The following is a 17653-nucleotide window of genomic DNA, read 5'->3' as shown; positions in this document are numbered from 1 at the left end:
CTTTTGCCGGATTGGCTTGCTTTTCGGAAATTCAGTCGCTAGGGAACACGTCTTGTCGCGGCCGGTCGTCAGGATCGGTTAGCGGGGCTATGTAAAGCATGGCCTGTTGCGCGCCCGTAGCTCAGCTGGATAGAGCACCAGACTACGAATCTGGGGGTCAGGAGTTCGAATCTCTTCGGGCGCGCCACTCTTCAAGCAAGTGCTTGAAATCGCTTAAGGCGTTGATTTTACTGCTATCTGATCCGCACGCGTGCTACTTTCGCGTGCTACATTCGGGGTGTAAAATGGCGCGCATGAAATACATCCAACGTCGCGCGAACCGGTTCGAATTCCGGTTCGCTCTGCCTGACGACATAGCCGGTCGGCCATTCCCGATGCCTTGGCCGGAAGATATCGAATGGTGCGTGAACCGCAGGTCTGGGCGATTTAAGAACGAGCTGGTCAAATCGTTGCGAACCAACGATCAGCGAACAGCCGAACGAGCCGCCCTTCCTTTGATCGAAGAAGCTCACCGTCTCGTCGATCTTGCCAGGAAATCAATTACTGACGGGCCGCCAGCAGAGATCGCGCCAGCCACGATCGATGTGCTTGCAGCCGCTCACACCGCGAGGCTGATGAGAAACGACGAGGCATTGCGCAGGAAGGGTCTTGGACTCGACCTCGAAACCGGAGCCTTTTCGCCAGATGGAGCCGGGATGACTGACGGTGACATTGCGGCGTATCGGGCAATCGTATCCTCGCTTGACAAGTTGTCGCGTGATGAAGTTGCAAAAATGCGCGGCAGTGAAGCGATCCACGGGATCATCAACAAGTCGGTCGAGGACGCCGGGATAGTCCTCCACCCGGATGATCCCGCCTGGCGGCAGCTTGAGCTAGCGTTCATCAAGGCCCAGAGGAAGGCGGTGCAAGCTATTACGGCACGGCTAAACGGAGAGGAGATCGCATCCCCTGACCTCCCCACCACGAAAGCTCTGCCACTAACGACCGCTCTAGCGAACTGGTCTCAGTCGAACAGTCGGTCGGCTCGGAAGCCACGTCAGGAGTCGATCAACGAAGCGACGCGGGCCGTGCAGAGGTTCGTCGAGCTGCATGGTGACCTCGACGTCGGCAAGATCACCAAAACGCACACTCGTGAATTTCGCGACGCGCTCGCTCGCGTGCCGAAACGACTGCCACACAAGTTGGCGAAGATGCGGTTGCCCGAATTGCTGAAGAATGATCTCAGCGCCTACGAGCCAAGGGACGCTCAGACCATCAACAAGAGCCTGAATCTTCTCGCCGGCGTTCTGACCAAGGCTGAGAAGGACGGACACTTCGATGCCGCCTCGGGGTGGTCCAATCCGTTCTATGTAACCTTCGATGTATCAACGATGGAAAAGGGCCACTACGAGCCATTCAGCGTCGGCGAGTTGAACAATCTATTTGCTTCTCCGGTCTTCGTCGAAGGGAAGCGTCAACTCGGCGGCAAAGGCGAAGCCGCTTTTTGGTTCCCGGTCATTGCACTTTACGCTGGCGCGCGGCGATCTGAGATTGCGCAGCTTAGGCTCGGTGACATTCGTACCGGTGGCGCCGGCATTGCTTTCATCGACTTCAATGACGACGGCGATGATCAGAACCTGAAGACTACGAGCTCGGCTCGGTCAGTGCCGATCCATCGCGACCTCATCGCCGCTGGTTTACTCGACTATGTCGCTGAACGAGCGAAGAAGGCAAAGGCTGACGATCCGCTTTGGCCCGAGTTCAGTTCGCCAATCGGACCAAAAGCAAAGTTGTGGTCGAAGTGGTTTGGCCGCTACTTGGGTGAGTACGCCGTCGACAGCCCGTCGAAAACATTTCACTCCTTCCGGCATACCTTCAAACGAGCTTGCCGCGAGGCCGGAATTTCCGAGGAAGTCCACCACGCGTTCACTGGCCATGCTGGTGGCGGAGTCGGCCGCAGCTATGGACGAATGCGCCGGAGCGATGGAGTTATGGATCGTGGCATTTCGCTTGAGCGGCTGCAGGCTGAGATCGATCGGGTTACCTATGAAGGACTTGTGTTGCCGCCCTGGAAAAGCCACTCGTGACATTGGTACCAAACAGTCATGAGTCGATCACTTAAGTTGACCACAGATGCCTGTTATCCGGAATGGCAGCAAGGAGCCGACAGCTGCCCGACCGCTTTTAGGCGGCACGGCTGTGACAGCGGTCGTCAGCCTGTTGATGGCGCGATCCCGAGGAACAGCGATGTGTGCCTTTCAGAGCGGGCCATCTCCTAAGATTGGTGATTCGATGCGCGATTCGGCGAGATGAGTTTCCGCGCCACACGAGAAGCCGCCGCCAAGAGCCCCGACTTGCTAACTCGCTGGGACCCGCCATAATCGCAACATGGTCAAGATTTTCCTTGGCGTTACCCACAGGCCGTGGTTCGACTTTCTCGCGGGCATCGCTCCCGAGGAAGTCAATTTTTGGCAGCCGTCCGGGGCGGGCGAGTTTAAGGCGCTGCAACCGGGCGACCTCTTCCTGTTCAAACTGAAGGGGTCCGACGCGGTTGCCGGCGGCGGCGTGTTCGGCCACGCATCTCTTGCGCCGCTCTCGCTCGCTTGGGACGCCTTTGGCCGGAAAAATGGCAACGAGTCGCTCGCCGACATGCGCTCGACGATCGCGAAACTGCGCCACCGGAGCGCACCGCTGGGGCCGCGCGAGGACCCGGTGATTGGATGCAGGATTCTTACTGAGCCTTTTTTCTGGCCCAGGGACCGCTGGATTCCGGTGCCGGACAGCTTCTCGCGGAATATCGTGGTCGGGAAGGGTTATTCGACCGATACCGACGAGGGGCTACGCCTCTGGCAATTGGTCGGCGAGCGGCTCGCAACGACGCCTGCCGCGCCCATGCCAGTAACCGGTGACCGCTACGGCAAGCCAGTGCAGATGCGGCAGCGGCTCGGCCAAGGCGCCTGCCGCCTCTCAGTGATGGATGGCTACGGCCGCAGTTGCGCGGTCTCAGGCGAGAAGACGCTGCCGATCCTCGATGCGGCGCACATCCGCGCCTATGGGGATGGCGGTGACCACGAGATGTCCAACGGCCTGCTACTGCGCACCGACATCCATCGCTTGTTCGACCTAGGCTACGTCACGGTGACCGATCGCAACTGCTTCGCAGTCAGCGAACGGCTGAGGGCGGACTTCGACAATGGCCGCCACTACTATGCGATGCAAGGCACCGAGATTGCGATGCCGCGTCCCGGGTTCGCACCGCCGGCGCCCGAGACGCTCAGATGGCACCGCGAGAACCGGTATTTAGGGTGAATCTCGCTTGCCTGGATCCCGGTGCCATGTCTAATCCGCGACTTTCATTTGTCCGCCTTCGCCGGCCAAAGAGAAATTGTGTTTCAACTTCAGTCGCGTCGAAGACAAGACCATCTGATGGGATCCGAGGGACAGCAGAAAATCACTCGAATTATTGCAATCTTCCTTCGAACAGGTTTGGATACAGAAAATCGCCATCCTATAACCGCATGGTGGCGATTATCGTTGCCGGTGCCGGGGGATGGGGATGGACCACAAGGGAACGAAGGCCGCTCTACTTGCGCGCGCGCGCTCGACCGCCCGTATGCTGGTCGAGCACGCGGCGACGCCTCAGGCGCGCGCCGATGTCTGCCTCGACCTTCTCGCCGACATTGGCAACGACCCCCGCCACGACGCGTTCCGCCGTATCCTCCATGCGCTTCCCCCCGATGAGCGCCACTACTGGATCGGCACGCTCTACACCTTGATGCTGCCAACTAAGGTCCGCCGCTCGCAGGCGACCTACTTCACGCCGCCGACCGTGGCCGACGCGGTGGTCGATCTTGCCATCGAGGCGGGCTTCGACCTGGCGACGGACGACGTGCTCGATCCCGCGGCGGGAGGAGCGGCCTTCCTGTCAACACTGGCGGGACGGATGGCAACCGCGGGACTGAAGGCCAAGGAGGTGGCATACCGTCTAAACGGCATAGAGATCGACAAGGGGCTCGCGATGCTCTCGAGCCGGCTCATTGCGGAGAGGCTCGGTTCCCCCCTTCCGCGCGAGGTCATCCTCACCGGCGACGCCCTGCGGGTGACGATCCCAGCATCCTACGGCCTCGTCATCGCCAATCCTCCCTACGGCCGCATAGCCATCGACGACGTTCGCGGCCGGGCCTGGCGCAAGGTCGCCCACAGCGGTCACATCAACAAGTATGCGCTCTTTGCCGAACTCTGCTTCCGGCATGCCAAGCCGGGCGGCATCGTGGCGCTCGTCATCCCGTCCAGCTTCCGCGCCGGCCCGCTATACGACCGTATGCGTGCCTTCATCCGCTCGCAGGCCAACGTGCTAGCGGTTGGCTCGATCGCCGGCAGGGACGGAGTGTTCATCGACGTCGCGCAGGACATCAGCGTGCTGATCGCGCGGAAGGGAGAAGTCCACGATGTGCTGGCGCCGGTGCGCTTTCCCGTCGTCGGTCTTATGCCGTCGTGCGATCCTGTGGTGGAGCAGAGACTCCCTGCGAACTTCGGCGACGCCTGGCCCTTGCCCGCGATTGATCCCAAACTGGTCGGGGGAGCGACCCTCGCCGATTACGGTGTAACGGCGCGCGCGGGCTACTTCGTTTGGAATCGCGAGAAGGACCGACTGGTCCAGAAGCTCGGTCAGCGGCAGCGCGGATTCCCGCTGGTGTGGGCGAAGAATGTGCGGCCCGGCGAGCCATGTTGGCCAGCCGGCAAGAAGGGGGCGGGAACGGACTTCGTGACCTTTACTGGCGACAGCGCGGCAATCGTCACCGGACCGGCGGCAGTCATGCAACGCACGACCAACGACAAGCAACCGCGCCGACTGGTGGTCGCGATGGTCGATCCATCAGTGCAGGCGAAATGGCATGGATTCGTTAGCGAGAACCACACGATCGTGCTGACGGCCGACGACGCCGACAAGCTCGAGCTGGCCGTGCGCCTCCTCAACACGGCCGGCGTCGACCAGCGCTATCGCCGCGTCTCAGGCAGTGCGGCCGTGTCGGTCACCTTGCTGAGGCAACTCGATCTGCCGGCACCGGCTGCGTTCGCCTCCGCGCTGGTCGACACTGACGACGCCGAGGCGGCCGCAATTCAGGCATATCGGGCCCAACCTGAGACTGTCGACGCCAGATGAGGCGCGACCGCCCCTTTCAGCGGTCGCCGGGCACCGACCTTGGCGATCGTGTCGAGCAGCGTCAGGCCTCGCTAGACAAGCGCCAGGCCCTGCTCTCGAGGATGGCGAAGTCCAACGCCGACCGTAGCGCTGCTGCCGCCACGAACCCTAAGGTCGCGACACCCGAGCGTCCACGGCGCGAGGTCGATCGATACATGGACGCACTCGCGGCGCAGATTTTCTACCCGCTGGGTCGGGCAGAGTCGGCCGAGATCACACCCGCATACGCCAGGCTGGTGCGTTCGGCTGCCGAGGTGGCGAGCGACGGGTCCGTGCAGGTCGTCATGCCCTGGCCACCAGCACGCGTGTCGCCGTCCGCGATCGTGGGCCTGCTAGCGATCGCGGCCGTGGCCAGTGCTGAGGCCGAGCAGGTCGATGTGCAGGGAGCATCCGAGAAGGGACGTCGCCGCGCCGACGAGGTGCGCGCCATAGTGTTCCCCTATGCGCGTAGCACGCACGCACAGGCACGGCAGGTGCAGGTCGACCGGCATGCACTCGGTGCGGTCAACTTTGAGCACCTGAAGCGCTACATGAACGCAGCCGGTGATGCGGCTAAGGACTTCCATCAGGTCCTCGCACGTGTGAGAAACCTAACCGGCCGAGCCACGGACGGGCGAGACTACGCGGAGTTCGAGCATCCGATACTCGACGAGATCGTGCCGCACGGGCCGCCGAGGGGCGAGCGCTCATCAAACAGCACTCTGCTGTGGCGGACTCGCGCCAAGACCGACATCGCCAAGCAGCGGCGCTCGGGCGAGGGCGACGATCCAGCGAAGGCGTCGTTCTTCCTCTACACGGTCCGCGCCGGTGAGCGCCTCGGCGTCGACCTCCGCGCGATCACGCGTGTCCCAGACTTGCTGATCCTCGATCTGACCCGCCACGCACGCAACCGGCTTGGGTGGGACTGGGTGAAGAAGGCGGCGGACATGGTCGCCTGCCTGCGCGAGGTGCATCCCGCCACGGGCATCCTCGCGATCACCGACGACCCTTGGACCTACGGGACCGCGCGCTTCGAGATCCTGGGGACACGCAGACCAGGACGCAATGGAAAGGCGATACCGGCAACTGGCCATGTCGCCTATTCGGAGGTGCCCGAGATCTTAAGGTCTTCCGCGACGGGCGATACCACCTTCGAAGGGGGCGGCCGAATCGATGTCGAGGGCTTCTTCGGGGACGTCGACCACAACATCGAGGCGCTGCGTCGCCTCGCCAACAGCCTCGCCGACAAAGGCGACGCCGAAGGGTCGACGACGGCACGCAACCTCATCGCCACGGTCCGCAGGACCGCCATGCTGCCTGGATCGCTCAGGGAGCTCAGCAGGTTCCTCGAGCGCGAGACGTCGACTGCGGCGGCCGACGACCTGCTAGCGGGCTACCGGGTCACGGCCGATCTCGCGACGCTGAACGATCCGAGGAGCCTCGCCAGCCAAGTCGACGCAGAGGCGGGCTCCCTGTCCGGCGCCCGCGAGATAATGCGCAAGCTGGAAGGCGGAACGCCCATGACTACCATGTTGGAGAGTGCGATCCAGCCGGCACTCAGGTCCAGCTCCAAGTCGATCTTCGTGTTCAGGTCGGACCTGGTCGCGGAATTCGCGGCCGACCGCCTGACCGCAAGCCACCCGAAGCTAGGCGCGCGGATCGACTCGGAAATCATCCGTTTCGGCGGGGAACGGATGCTCAAGACCGTGGCCGATCTTCCCCCGAACTCTCGCAACCAGTTCAAGCGCGTGGTCGTCGTCGCGCCGACCCGGACCGCAATCCTGAAGATGCTCAGCCAACCCTGGTTGCCTGAGCAAGTGACGATCCTGGCTGACGCCGACACACTCGCGTTTGCCGCTCGCGACGCCGAGCGGCTGGCCGGCGAAATCGACATCGCGCAGCTCGCAGCACGCCTGCGCTCGTTCGCCGCGAGGGCCAACAAGCGCGTCGAGGAGATCGGCCGGCACTTGGTCCGGTTCGAGATGCCGACGGACGACGTGGACTTTCCCAACGGATCCGTCATCGACCTGAGCGGCGTGGGCCGCGGCGAGCGCAACCTCGTCGAGATCGAGCTAAAGAACGGCCAGCGCATAATCGCCCGCCGCAGCACTGGGATTGTGCTACGGGACGACGGCGCAGCGACGACGTCGTTCGTCGAGCGTCCTGCATCTCAGGTCAAGAAGGGTGACGAGGTCTGCGTGATCGGCCACGGCTTCGTGGAGCGCGCCCGCACGCTCGTGAACATCCGGGCGACTGCGGCCGAGGAGATCCGCGACTATCATCAGTTGGTCGTCGAGCGCTTCGCCGCGATGCTTGGGCCCACCGTGATCGCGAAGCTGCGGTCGCTGGTCGCCGCCATGGGCGAACCGGCAGTGCCTGCCGAAACGGCCCGTTATTGGATCGACTTGGACGGCGAGGTCGACAAGCCGCTGCACGATGTCGTGCCGCATGCGCCGCAGGAGGAGGAGACGTTCATGCGCTTCACCGCCGCGCTCGGCATCTCCGAACGGATGGCGCGCACGTTCTGGCGCTGGGCGGTCGTCGCGCAACGCTCGCACCGTGTCCGCTATGGCAACGTGTTCCACGACGCGTTCCGCGGCATCCTGACCGATCCCCACGCGGCGATGGCGAGCAACCGCGACCGCACCGACGAGATCCGCACGCTGCGGGCGATGGCGGAAGAACATGTCGCGATCGTCGATGAAGTTCGGAGTTACAGAGCGTCATGAAGGGAAAAACCGACAGCGAGCTCGCAGCGATCGACGTCGAGCTGAAGGAGGCGGTCTGCGACGCGCTCGTCAATGCGATCGTCGACCGCGTCAGCGGTGCGGACGAGCGCGGCCGGAACCTGCTCGGAAGCTCGCCGCGCCGAGGCATCTTCGCCGGGCAGCTGTTGCCGCGCTTCGACATCACCGGAAACGACGACGAGACGACCGACATCCGCATCGCCGCAGTGGGAATCGATCTCGTGGCAGTGGCCGGGACCGGCGCAACGATGTGGGTGACGCCCCGCCTATCGGTTTACGTCAGGGTCATCCCGGAATGGGCCGATCTCGTGGCAGGCGGCGGGGAGCTCGAGTTCGACTTCCGGCTGCGGGCCAATATCCAGCAGCAGATCGACGATGTCATTCGCAACGAGCGCACGCCGGCCTTACAGGCGGCTGGCGTCGACCGTCCCGACTGGAAGGCGATGGACGAGACGAAGCGATCGAAGGTCAGGGCTGCGCGGGCGCAGATCCTCGCCGAGGTGCGCAGGAAGGCATACGGGGCCCACGGCATCAAGCTGCTGAGCGGCGAGCCGGAGTCTGACCCGGTCGACTCGCAGCCTGGCCAGACAGCCGACGCCGATCCGACCACTCCTGACGACGTGGCGCCGCCGGTCCCGCCGATCGCGCGCCTGGTCCGGGAAGGGCGCGAACTTCCCTTGACCCTGGTCGATCCGGCGCCGATCCCGGGCAAGTGGAGGCGCGTGGACCTCGACCTGCCGACCCTGGAGTTCGGCTGCGACGCCAGCGACACCGACCTCACCTCGACCGTCGACGCCTACAACCGAACTCTGGCGGACGCCACCGCGGCGCGCCTTGAGGCCTGGGTGGCCGGTGAAGGCGCCGGCATCGCATGGCGGGACGCCACCGTCCAACCGAACGACACACTGTCGGAGACCAACTGGGCCACCGCGATCGCAGTGCTCGCGGCCCGCCCGGTCGACCGCAACCGCATCGTCCCTGACCTGTCACGCGTCGTCGTGAAGGTGGAGCGCCAGACAGATTTCCTCGACGCCACCGCGCTCTCGATGCGCGTCATGCTGGACAACCAGTCGGCCGAACCATCGCCTCTCGACGCGCGAGGACGCTGCAACACCCTGTTCAACGCAGGCCTTTCGATTGCACTGCCTAGCGCCGCGCACCGGGCGCTCCAACTAGACCGGGTGGAGCCCTCGTATCGTTTCCGCGACCATCTCGACTATCCGGCGATCGGTCTCAACTGCGGAGTAGACGCCCGGACGGAGGGCGCGGTGGTGATCCTGCGCACCACGTCCGCGCCGCGCTTCGCGCAGCCACGCATCGTCGCGGGCAACCTCGACCTGCCATTCCAGTTCGCCGTGTTGAAGGATCCGGCCTTCGATGCCTCACGGCTGCTCGCCCTGCCTCATGCCTACACCGCCTGGATCGACGGCCAGGAAACACGGCTCAAGGACAAGGTCACAGCTGGACTCGAGCCCGGGGACGCGGCGATCGAAGCGGCGCGGCTGCGCAAGGACATAGCCGCCCAGCGCGCCGAGGCCCGCTACATCGAGCGCGGCGTCGAGCTGCTGATCGCGTCTAAGAAGGTATACGACACCCTAGCAAGCGGTGGCGGTGGCGGTAGCGACAGGCGGTCCCTCGAGCGGCGAGCGGCGCCGTGGCGAGCGTGGACGATGACCAACGAGGCATTCGCCCTGCGCGACTCGTTCGACGCGAATCGGGGCTGGCGCCTATTCCAGATGGCGTTCGTCCTAGCGCACGTGCCGGTGTTCGCCTCGAGGATGGACGAGTGGCGAGAGCACCACGACCTTCTGCTCGACGAGGACGGCGTCAGCCTGCTCTACTTCCCGACGGGCGGCGGCAAGTCGGAGGCGTTCTACGGCACGCTGCTGTTCGCGATGTTCCTCGACCGCCTGCGCGGGAAGGACCGCGGCATCACCGCGATGATCCGCTACCCCTTGCGCCTCCTTACGCTCCAGCAGGCGCAACGGCTCCTGAAGCTGGTCGTGCGCGCCGAGCTGGTCCGCAAGGCGCATGGAGTCGGGGACTGGCCGTTCGAGATGGGCTTCTGGGTTGGCAGCCAGAACACGCCGAACCACTACCGCGACTTCAAGGTGGACATCCCGCTGGCCGCCGATCCCGACCATCCCGACGACGAGGGCCTCGACGGCGAGACCGGTGGCGACCAGGAACGCGATCGTGGCCGCCGCTACGTCGAGGCGCGCGAGGCCTACGACAAGATTCCGGACTGCCCCGTCTGTGGTGAGCCTACCGGCCTCAGGCGCGACGAGCGCGACGGGAATTATGGCCGCCGCGCAGCGATCCTGTGCTTCAACGACCGGTGTGACTGGAACCGCGAGCATGGCGGGCGCCACCCACTACCCTTCCTGCTTACCGACGACGCGATCTACGCGCGGGCCCCCGCCATCGTGCTCGGCACCGTCGATAAGCTGGCGATGCTCGGCCAGAACACCGGCACCATCAGCAAGGTGCTCGGCATGTTCGGCCTCGCGCGCCGGATCGACGAGCGCGGCAACCTGGACAACCCGCGCAGCGAGGCCGACTTGAAGCGTGACCCCGGATCCGACCACTGCGCCAATGTCTTCCCCGCCTATTCGGGTGGGAAGCGCGTATTCCGCGACCCATTCCCCTCGCTGATCATCCAGGACGAGGCCCATCTGTTGGAGGAGAGCCTCGGCACCTTCAGCGGCCTGTTCGACACGCTGTTAGACACCATCCTCGAGGACATCGCCGACATGGCCGGCGACGAGTTGGAGGTTGCGCGGCGATGGACGGGCGACGGGTGGGGCGCGGCGCGCATGCCCAAGGTCATCGCGGCGACCGCCACCATCTCGGCGCCAGAGCGGCAACTCGAGACGCTCTATCAGCGCATCCCACTCCGCTTCCCCTATCCCGGACCCGATCTCTACCATTCCTTCTTCGCTGAACCGGCCGCGCCGCCTGCTGCAAACGCGGACCGCGTGGGCCTCGCCGCCTCGCTGCCGTTCGGCCAGGCGCCCGAGGCGACCGCACCTTGGATGCGTCTGTACGTGTCGCTCATGACCAACGACGCGACGCACACGGTTACGACGGTTGGCGTGCTCGCCGCCTTCCACGGGATCATCACCGCACTGTGGGACGGCTTGCTGGACGATGACCGCCGGACAGGCACTATTGCCGGTCTCCGCGACGCGGTGTCGCAAGGCAGGACCGGCGACTGGCATCGCGCCGCCATCGACCGCGCCGTGGCCGAAGGCCGCGAAGTCGACATCTTGGCGCTCGTCGATCTGCACCGGATCGCACTCGCCTATGTCACCAACAAGAAGGGCGGCGACCAGATCATTGACGCGCTGAGCGCGGCGGTGGAGCACGAGCATCGCCGCATAAAACGGGCGCATGCCGCGTTCGATAGCCGACTGATCTCCGGCGGCATCGACATGAAGGACATCCAGGCGGTGATGGAGGCCGCCGAGTCGTCGTTCGCCGGCACCGATTATCCCGACGTCACCCAGACCGTGCGCAACATCGTGGCGACGTCCGCCATCAGCCATGGCGTGGACGTCGACCGCTTCAACAGCATGTTTTTCGCCGGCCTTCCGTCGGACATCGCCGAATACATCCAGGCGTCGAGCCGCGTCGGACGCACACACGTCGGCTTCGTCATGCTGCTGCCAACGCCGCAGAACCGACGGGACCGCTACGTCGTCGAGACGCACGACATCTTCCACCGCTTCCTCGAGCGCATGATCGCGCCGCCTGCCGTCGAGCGTTGGGCCGAGAACGCGATCAAGCGGACAATGGCGTCCTACGTGCAGGCCTGGGCGATGCTGCGAGAGGCGCGCGACTTCATCGCGAAGGACGACACACGCAAGTTCGAGGTCGCGCACATGGACCAAGTCAACCGTCTAGCCGCCATGGAGCAACGTGATCATCTCGCCTTCACCAAGGCTCTGGTCGGGTTCATGCTGCGCGCCAGCGGTTTCGCCGGGAAGGGTGCGGCGCACCTCGGCGCGCCGCACTACGAGAAGTTCTACCACGGCCTCGTCGACAAGCAGGTCGAGAACTTCGCGCGCGACATTTCGAGCAGGGGAACGATCTCGAGCCTGCGCGACTATTGGAAGGACCTGCCCGCGTTCAAGCCACCTATGACATCGCTCCGGGACGTCGACGAGGCAGGATACATCGTCGCCGCCGCGCGCGATCCGCTCGCGAAGGGGAAGACGACGGAGGTCGACAGGCGCGACCTAGCCAAGGTGATGCGCGCCATCAGGACGCAGCGTGGCAGCTCCTCGGAAATGGATGCAGATGGGGGCAGCAATGGCTGACGATAAGGGAAAAGACTGGCGGACCGCCTCCACGCGACGACCCGCCGCCTTCGGCGTCGCCCGATCGGAACCCGATCCGCTCGAGCCACCGACCATGTCGCGATCGCGCGTCCAGATCGCCGGCTCCTACGCGCCCGGCGTGCTCATGACATGGGAGGGCGGCAAGGGGATCTGCCGCTCGGTCCCGCTGGCCAACGAGGCGAAGGACCTGAAGCCGACAACCATCGCGCTAATCTTCGAGAACCTGCGCGATTCCGTCACGAACTGGCGTGACCGCGCGATCAAGGCGCTACCCGACGCCCTACCCGAACTCGTCCTCGATACGCCGTTCCGCGATTCCAAGACCGGCGAAGCGCGGGTCGAGCGCACCCATTTCCAGATGACAAGCCCGGACAAGGTTGGCTACGTCCCCTATCCGCTGCTCTACCGATGCGGCATCTGCGGATCAACCCGCGAGTTCGGAAGCGTCGGCGACCAGGCGCGGCAGCCGCTGCCGAGGAAGTGCAATGGCCACGAGGCACGCTGGACCCAGATCGATGTCCTATACGTCCACTGGTCCGGCGACATCGAACCCCTCAGCCCCTTCAACTATAACTTCGATCCCCAGACCGGCGGCACACGCCAGATCCGCATGTGCACCTGCGGTTCCGCTAGCTTCAGGCTGCGCAACGACGCACCCGTCTTTTCGGAATGGCGATACGTCTGCGAGGGCTGCGGTGAGACCCGTCCGCTCAAGAAGGCCAACCCCGAGGTGCTTTCGCGCCTCCAGATCCAGCAGAACGACGGCGGCCGGACGTTCCAGTGGATCGAGGTCAACATGCTACCCGTCTCCTACCGGGCGAACTCGACCTTCTACGTCCAGCGGACCAGCTTCATCGTCTTCGAGGACAGCGCCGTCGTCGAGCTGATGACCCCGACACGGCGCGATGCGCTTGTCACCCGCCTAGCCCAGATTCACGACATACCCTTCTCCGAACCTTCCGACGACGAGATCCGGGACCGGGTCGAGGCGGATCCCGCCCGCGCCGGCGAGTGGCGCGAGTATGAGACCTATCTCGACATGGCGAGGAAGGCCGAGGAAGGTGGTCGGGCAGAGGCGGCGCGCCGGCACCGCGACAACGCGCACGACCAACGCGAGGGGTGGTTCGCCGACGGGGTCGTAGAACGAGGCCGGCTGGGTAGCCCCGCCGTCCTCCAGGCGATCGCCATACGCGAGGCCTGGACGCGCCGCTACGATCCCATCCGCCTGACGATCCAGCACGACGCGTTTGTGCGCGAGCACATCGAGCAGGCGATGACGGTTCACGCGGCGGTCGACGTCATGAACCCCGACATCGCCCTGACGGACGTCGTCAACGATCCGGCGCGCCAGGCCAAGTATCAGGATACGGTCGGTTCGTTGCTCCGCCACATCGGCGTCAAGCGGCTCGTCCTGGTCCGCGGCCTGCCGATCTGCGAGTTCAGCTTCGGCTACACGCGGGTGTCGGCGACGCCGATCTACAAACGCGAGCACAACGGGAACAGTGTCGACATGCCGGTTCGGCTGAAGGCGTTCGATCCACTGCCGATCGCCGACAACAAGCGACCGATATACGTCACGCAGCAACTCAACGAGGCGCTATACTTCAAGCTCGACGAGGACCGGGTGCTCCGGTGGCTGGCGGCAAACCAGATCGTCGACGTGCCAGGCGACCATGTCGGCCGCGCCTATCTGGAGCGCTACGACGACTTCGGACCGTTCCTGGAGGTGTTCAAGGACAGGGAAGGTATGGGCGGCTACCCCCGCACGCTGCCGGCATACGTCTATCTCCTGCTTCACACGCTCTCGCACCAGATGATGCACTCGCTCGCGGACACGTCCGGCGTCGATCGCGACGGAATCGGCGAACACATCTTCCCCGCCGACCTGTCGTTCGTCATCTACCGAAAAGGCATGACCCCGGACCTGGGCAACATCTCTGCGATGTGGCGCAACTACGCCGAGGCATTCCTGAAGCGCGCGCTGGACCCGCGCACGCTCCGGTGCGGATCGGGCAGCCTGTGCGATGCTCGCGGCGGCGCCTGCCCGGCCTGCGTGATGGTGTCGGAGGTCAGCTGCATCGCATCGAACCTGCTCCTGTCGCGAGCCGTGCTGAAGGGCGGAAAAGGACCCGAGTGGGAACCGAAATCTGCGCCGAACCTGATCGGCTTCTTCGATTCCTCGCTCGCCTGATGAGCGGCGAAATCCTCTTTTCGCCCAAGGAGACTGCTAGGCTGGTCGTGACCATGCCGCCGGGATCCAGCCGCCGAGCCGATGCGCTCGCCGCCGACGTCGCCAATGAGTATGTCGCGCTGACGCGCACCACGGACGCGTTCAGGCATCTGGCCAGCCTCGCGCGCGAGCGGTTCAGCATCATGATCCCATTTATCGATAGCGTCGGCGCCGAATGGGCTGCCTAGCTGTTCGAGGCGACTAAGGCGGCCGAGCGCCGGCTCGTGTTGCGTGACGCGTCCCAACTTCTGAGCTGCGGCGCCGCAGGCGGGCGTGTCGAGGCCAGCGCGAGACGGATCATCGACTATGGTGCCGCGAACTTGGCCAACGAAACCTTCCATGCGAAGATCGTGCTGGCCGAAGGCGTCGCTGCCTATGTCGGATCGGCGAATCTGCTGAAGCGGTTGACGTCGACGATCCTCGAATGCGGGATGCTCGTCGAGGACCGGCGGTCGGCGCGGTGAAGGTGCTGCTAGACGCGGTGACCACGATCGCCGAGCGCTGGCGGCGCCGATGCAGCTGGCGACGGTTTAGGCCTGCTGGTTCGCGTTGTCCGCGCGCCAGTCGTCGAAGGTCTCGCGCGCGACATTGGTCAGCATGCCCGCGAAGGCCGCCGGGTTCGCCGCGTAAAGCGCGTGGCGTATCTCAGTGAACGCGTTGAACTTCTCACCGCGCCCGCTGTCGAGGAACCATGCCTTGTATTGCCGTACGAGCCCGATCGTCGAACGCAGGTAGAAGTTGAACTTCCCGCGGCTGATCCCGGGATCGCGCTCGACGATGTCGGCGGTGAAACCGTCGACCTTTTTGGCCTCAAATTCGACACCGGGGAAGAAGTGGCGCGCGATGCGGAGAAGCCTGAAGGCATCCAGCGGCGCGTATTGTCCCCGCCCGATGTCGGCATCGACCGCAGGCCCCGGCGCCTCGCCCCCCTGCGCGATCTCCTGGGCCTCGGCTTCGGCGTCCGGCTCGGCTTCCGCCTTCACGATCTGAAGCTCGGTCTCCTCGCGCACCTGCCGGAATTCGCGATCGGCCAGCTCGAACAGCGCAGCGAGGGTGTTAATGCGGCGCTTCAGCGCGGCGGGGATCGACTTCTTGTATTTGATCTTGTGGTCGAGCGTGCTCCAGGAATCCTGGACGACGGTGCGTATCTGCAGCTCGAAGCTGTATGGCGCGAACAGAGCATAATCTGGCATCGCGGCACGCACCCCGTCCAACCGCAGGTCGAGGTGGAGCCCCTTGTAGCCGAACGCGTTCTCGGTGCCCTCGATCTCGGCCGTCTTGTCCGTTACGTCGATTACGTCGAGGTGCTCGCGGATGAGCTGGCCGATCGGGTCGATCTCGTCCTCGTAGAGACAGACGAGCCGAAGCCCGATCAGGTCGGTGATGTGGTCCTTGATCTCATAGGGCGTGCCGCTCTCCTCCAGGTCGCCCTGATACTTCCGCATGAACTTCTTGATCGATTCTTCGCGGTCCTTAATGCGTCCGGTCGCGGCCGCCACGTCTAGCTCCGCGTGCGCCAGGAGCGAGCCGAGCAAGGTTAGGAACGCCTCCTTCGCCTGATCGAGACGCTGGGCGTTGTCGTTGTAGTATTCACGGAAAGTGGCCTTCTCGGCCTCGAAGTCTAGCGACGGCATCTTAGAGATTCCCCTGCTCGCATCAAAGCACGTAGCTATTTCTAGGCAAGCGATTTCTGGCGGTTCAAACCGGCTTGGACCGATCGGACACGCACACGCTGTGCAGATCGTCTGCGCGGTTTGGGGCGGAGCCGAAGGTGATGTGGGCGTCGCGGCCATGTGGTTGGCTTTGGAGCTTGATCGAGCTTGCCACAACGTCCGATTGGCGGACTGCGCGCCCTCGGCACCGTGGCTGCGCTCCGAAGGCCATCTTCCACGGTCGTACCCATGGCAGCAGCCGCTCCAGCGGCGGCATCGCGAAGGCGATGGCCACTCGACAGACCGTTGAACTCCGTCTTCTGCTGACAACATCGTTAGTTCGCGGCGGCATCTGCAAACAGCAGGTAAGTCCCAGTTGCAGACCTCCCGCTTAGTGCCAAAGCGATCCGGAATGAATGACCGGTTTCAGTATAAGCAGTGTGTCGGCTGAACTTCTGACATTGGGCGCAAAGCAGTTGCGGATAGGCTCACGCCATTTGCCGTGAACTGCCACATGGCGAGACTGCCCGCTGAACTCCGTCCATCGATCGCGACTGCGTTTGACTCGGCTATATCGATTAACGCTTTAGGTTAGTTGGTCCTCGTCCAACCACGCTCTGGCTAGACCGGTCTTTGGAGAATGCCGCGTTCAGCCTAAGGTTCGGGCCCCCCAATTTAAGTTTCTGCACGCGACAACGGTGGTGATATGGATAAGCCCAACTAATTTCGTCAGGCGTGATGGCAGTATGAAACCATTTTGGCTTACCGCACCTATCTCTCCACAGTACGACGTTGTGGTTTTGCGGCCTTTTGCCGATGCCAAGCGCTCGCATTTCGAGACAGTGAACGATGTATCCAGGTACAGCAAAGATTTGGAGAGCAGGCTGCTTCGAAAGCCTAAACCGTGCCGCACGGAAAGCGAAATTCTGAGCGATTGTCGTCACGGCTATTACGATTGCGAGAAGCCATTTTGTCCCAAATGTGCACGAGTATTCCGACGGTGGCTTGCTAGTCGCACCTTAAGGCTCTTCGGAAAGCGTCGTGCCCACGTGGTGACCATTTTTCTTCAAGAAGTTGCTGTTGGAGCCTTGCATTCAACCGACCCCATAAAATTGAGAAACCGGCTACGCATCAAGCTTATGAGAGCTGGTGTAGAACACAGTGCCATGGTCGGCGGTATCGAAGCAGGTTTCAAAGCCGATAGGGCATCCTGGCTGCTCCACAGTCACTTTGTGGTTGAGGGTGATATGGAGAGCGAACTGCGCCGACTTGAGGTCGGTTCAAGCACATCCCGTGTGCCCTTGATGATACAAGCCTTGAATGAGCCTACCGCACAGCTGCCATATATGCTGAAATTCCATAGTTACCATCGGCCGACGCCATCGCAACGTGCCTATCCGCTCAAGCCGACGCAAACCAAAGAACTGGTACGCTGGCAGGGCCAGTACGCGTTCCAAGACTTTCTTTTCCTAAGAGGTTTGCGACGACGGGGGCCGGACCTAGAGCGTCTCTGACGGGGG

10 protein-coding genes and 1 tRNA gene are annotated in these 17653 nt (G+C 63.7%); 10 read left to right on the top strand and 1 reads right to left on the bottom strand.

Going from position 1 to position 17653, the window contains the following annotated elements; all coding sequences use genetic code 11:
• Positions 1 to 110 precede the first annotated feature (110 nt).
• From NKJ76_RS11230 to NKJ76_RS11190, 9 genes are all read left to right on the top strand, one after another.
• Positions 111 to 187: transfer RNA gene (locus NKJ76_RS11230), tRNA-Arg, on the top strand.
• 97 nt (positions 188 to 284) lie between these two features.
• Positions 285 to 2066: a tyrosine-type recombinase/integrase gene (locus NKJ76_RS11225; protein WP_352537421.1), complete on the top strand. Its 1782-nt coding sequence runs from the start codon at positions 285 to 287 to the stop codon at positions 2064 to 2066.
• 301 nt (positions 2067 to 2367) lie between these two features.
• Entirely contained in the window at positions 2368 to 3288 is a 921-nt protein-coding gene (locus NKJ76_RS11220) for an HNH endonuclease (protein ID WP_352537420.1), read from the top strand.
• Positions 3289 to 3535: 247 nt separating this feature from the next.
• Positions 3536 to 5143 (top strand): N-6 DNA methylase, encoded by a 1608-nt coding sequence (locus NKJ76_RS11215; protein WP_352537419.1) that lies wholly within the window; start codon positions 3536 to 3538, stop codon positions 5141 to 5143.
• A 194-nt stretch (positions 5144 to 5337) separates the two neighbouring features.
• On the top strand, positions 5338 to 7890 hold the full coding sequence (locus NKJ76_RS11210; RefSeq protein ID WP_352537418.1) for a hypothetical protein: 2553 nt from the start codon (positions 5338 to 5340) through the stop codon (positions 7888 to 7890).
• A complete protein-coding gene (locus NKJ76_RS11205; RefSeq protein ID WP_352537417.1) occupies positions 7887 to 12230 on the top strand; it encodes a DEAD/DEAH box helicase family protein in 4344 nt (1447 codons plus the stop codon). Before NKJ76_RS11210 ends, NKJ76_RS11205 begins: the two co-directional genes overlap by 4 nt.
• Positions 12223 to 14442 (top strand): DUF8724 domain-containing protein, encoded by a 2220-nt coding sequence (locus NKJ76_RS11200; RefSeq protein WP_352537416.1) that lies wholly within the window; start codon positions 12223 to 12225, stop codon positions 14440 to 14442. Before NKJ76_RS11205 ends, NKJ76_RS11200 begins: the two co-directional genes overlap by 8 nt.
• Positions 14442 to 14669: a hypothetical protein gene (locus NKJ76_RS11195; RefSeq protein ID WP_352537415.1), complete on the top strand. Its 228-nt coding sequence runs from the start codon at positions 14442 to 14444 to the stop codon at positions 14667 to 14669. The genes NKJ76_RS11200 and NKJ76_RS11195 overlap by 1 nt, the downstream gene beginning before the upstream one ends.
• Before the next feature lie 36 nt (positions 14670 to 14705).
• Entirely contained in the window at positions 14706 to 14945 is a 240-nt protein-coding gene (locus NKJ76_RS11190) for a phospholipase D-like domain-containing protein (protein ID WP_352537414.1), read from the top strand.
• A 66-nt stretch (positions 14946 to 15011) separates the two neighbouring features.
• On the opposite strand, the gene NKJ76_RS11185 is transcribed toward NKJ76_RS11190, so the two are convergent.
• On the bottom strand, positions 15012 to 16115 hold the full coding sequence (locus tag NKJ76_RS11185; protein ID WP_352537413.1) for a GTP pyrophosphokinase: 1104 nt from the start codon (positions 16113 to 16115) through the stop codon (positions 15012 to 15014).
• 764 nt (positions 16116 to 16879) lie between these two features.
• Between NKJ76_RS11185 and NKJ76_RS11180 the strand changes: the two genes are divergently transcribed.
• On the top strand, positions 16880 to 17647 hold the full coding sequence (locus NKJ76_RS11180; protein WP_352537412.1) for a hypothetical protein: 768 nt from the start codon (positions 16880 to 16882) through the stop codon (positions 17645 to 17647).
• Positions 17648 to 17653 lie beyond the last annotated feature (6 nt).

Source organism: Mesorhizobium sp. M0029 (assembly GCF_040323735.1).
In the GTDB taxonomy this organism is placed as follows: domain Bacteria; phylum Pseudomonadota; class Alphaproteobacteria; order Rhizobiales; family Rhizobiaceae; genus Mesorhizobium.
This window is presented reverse-complemented; position numbering and strand designations above follow the sequence as displayed.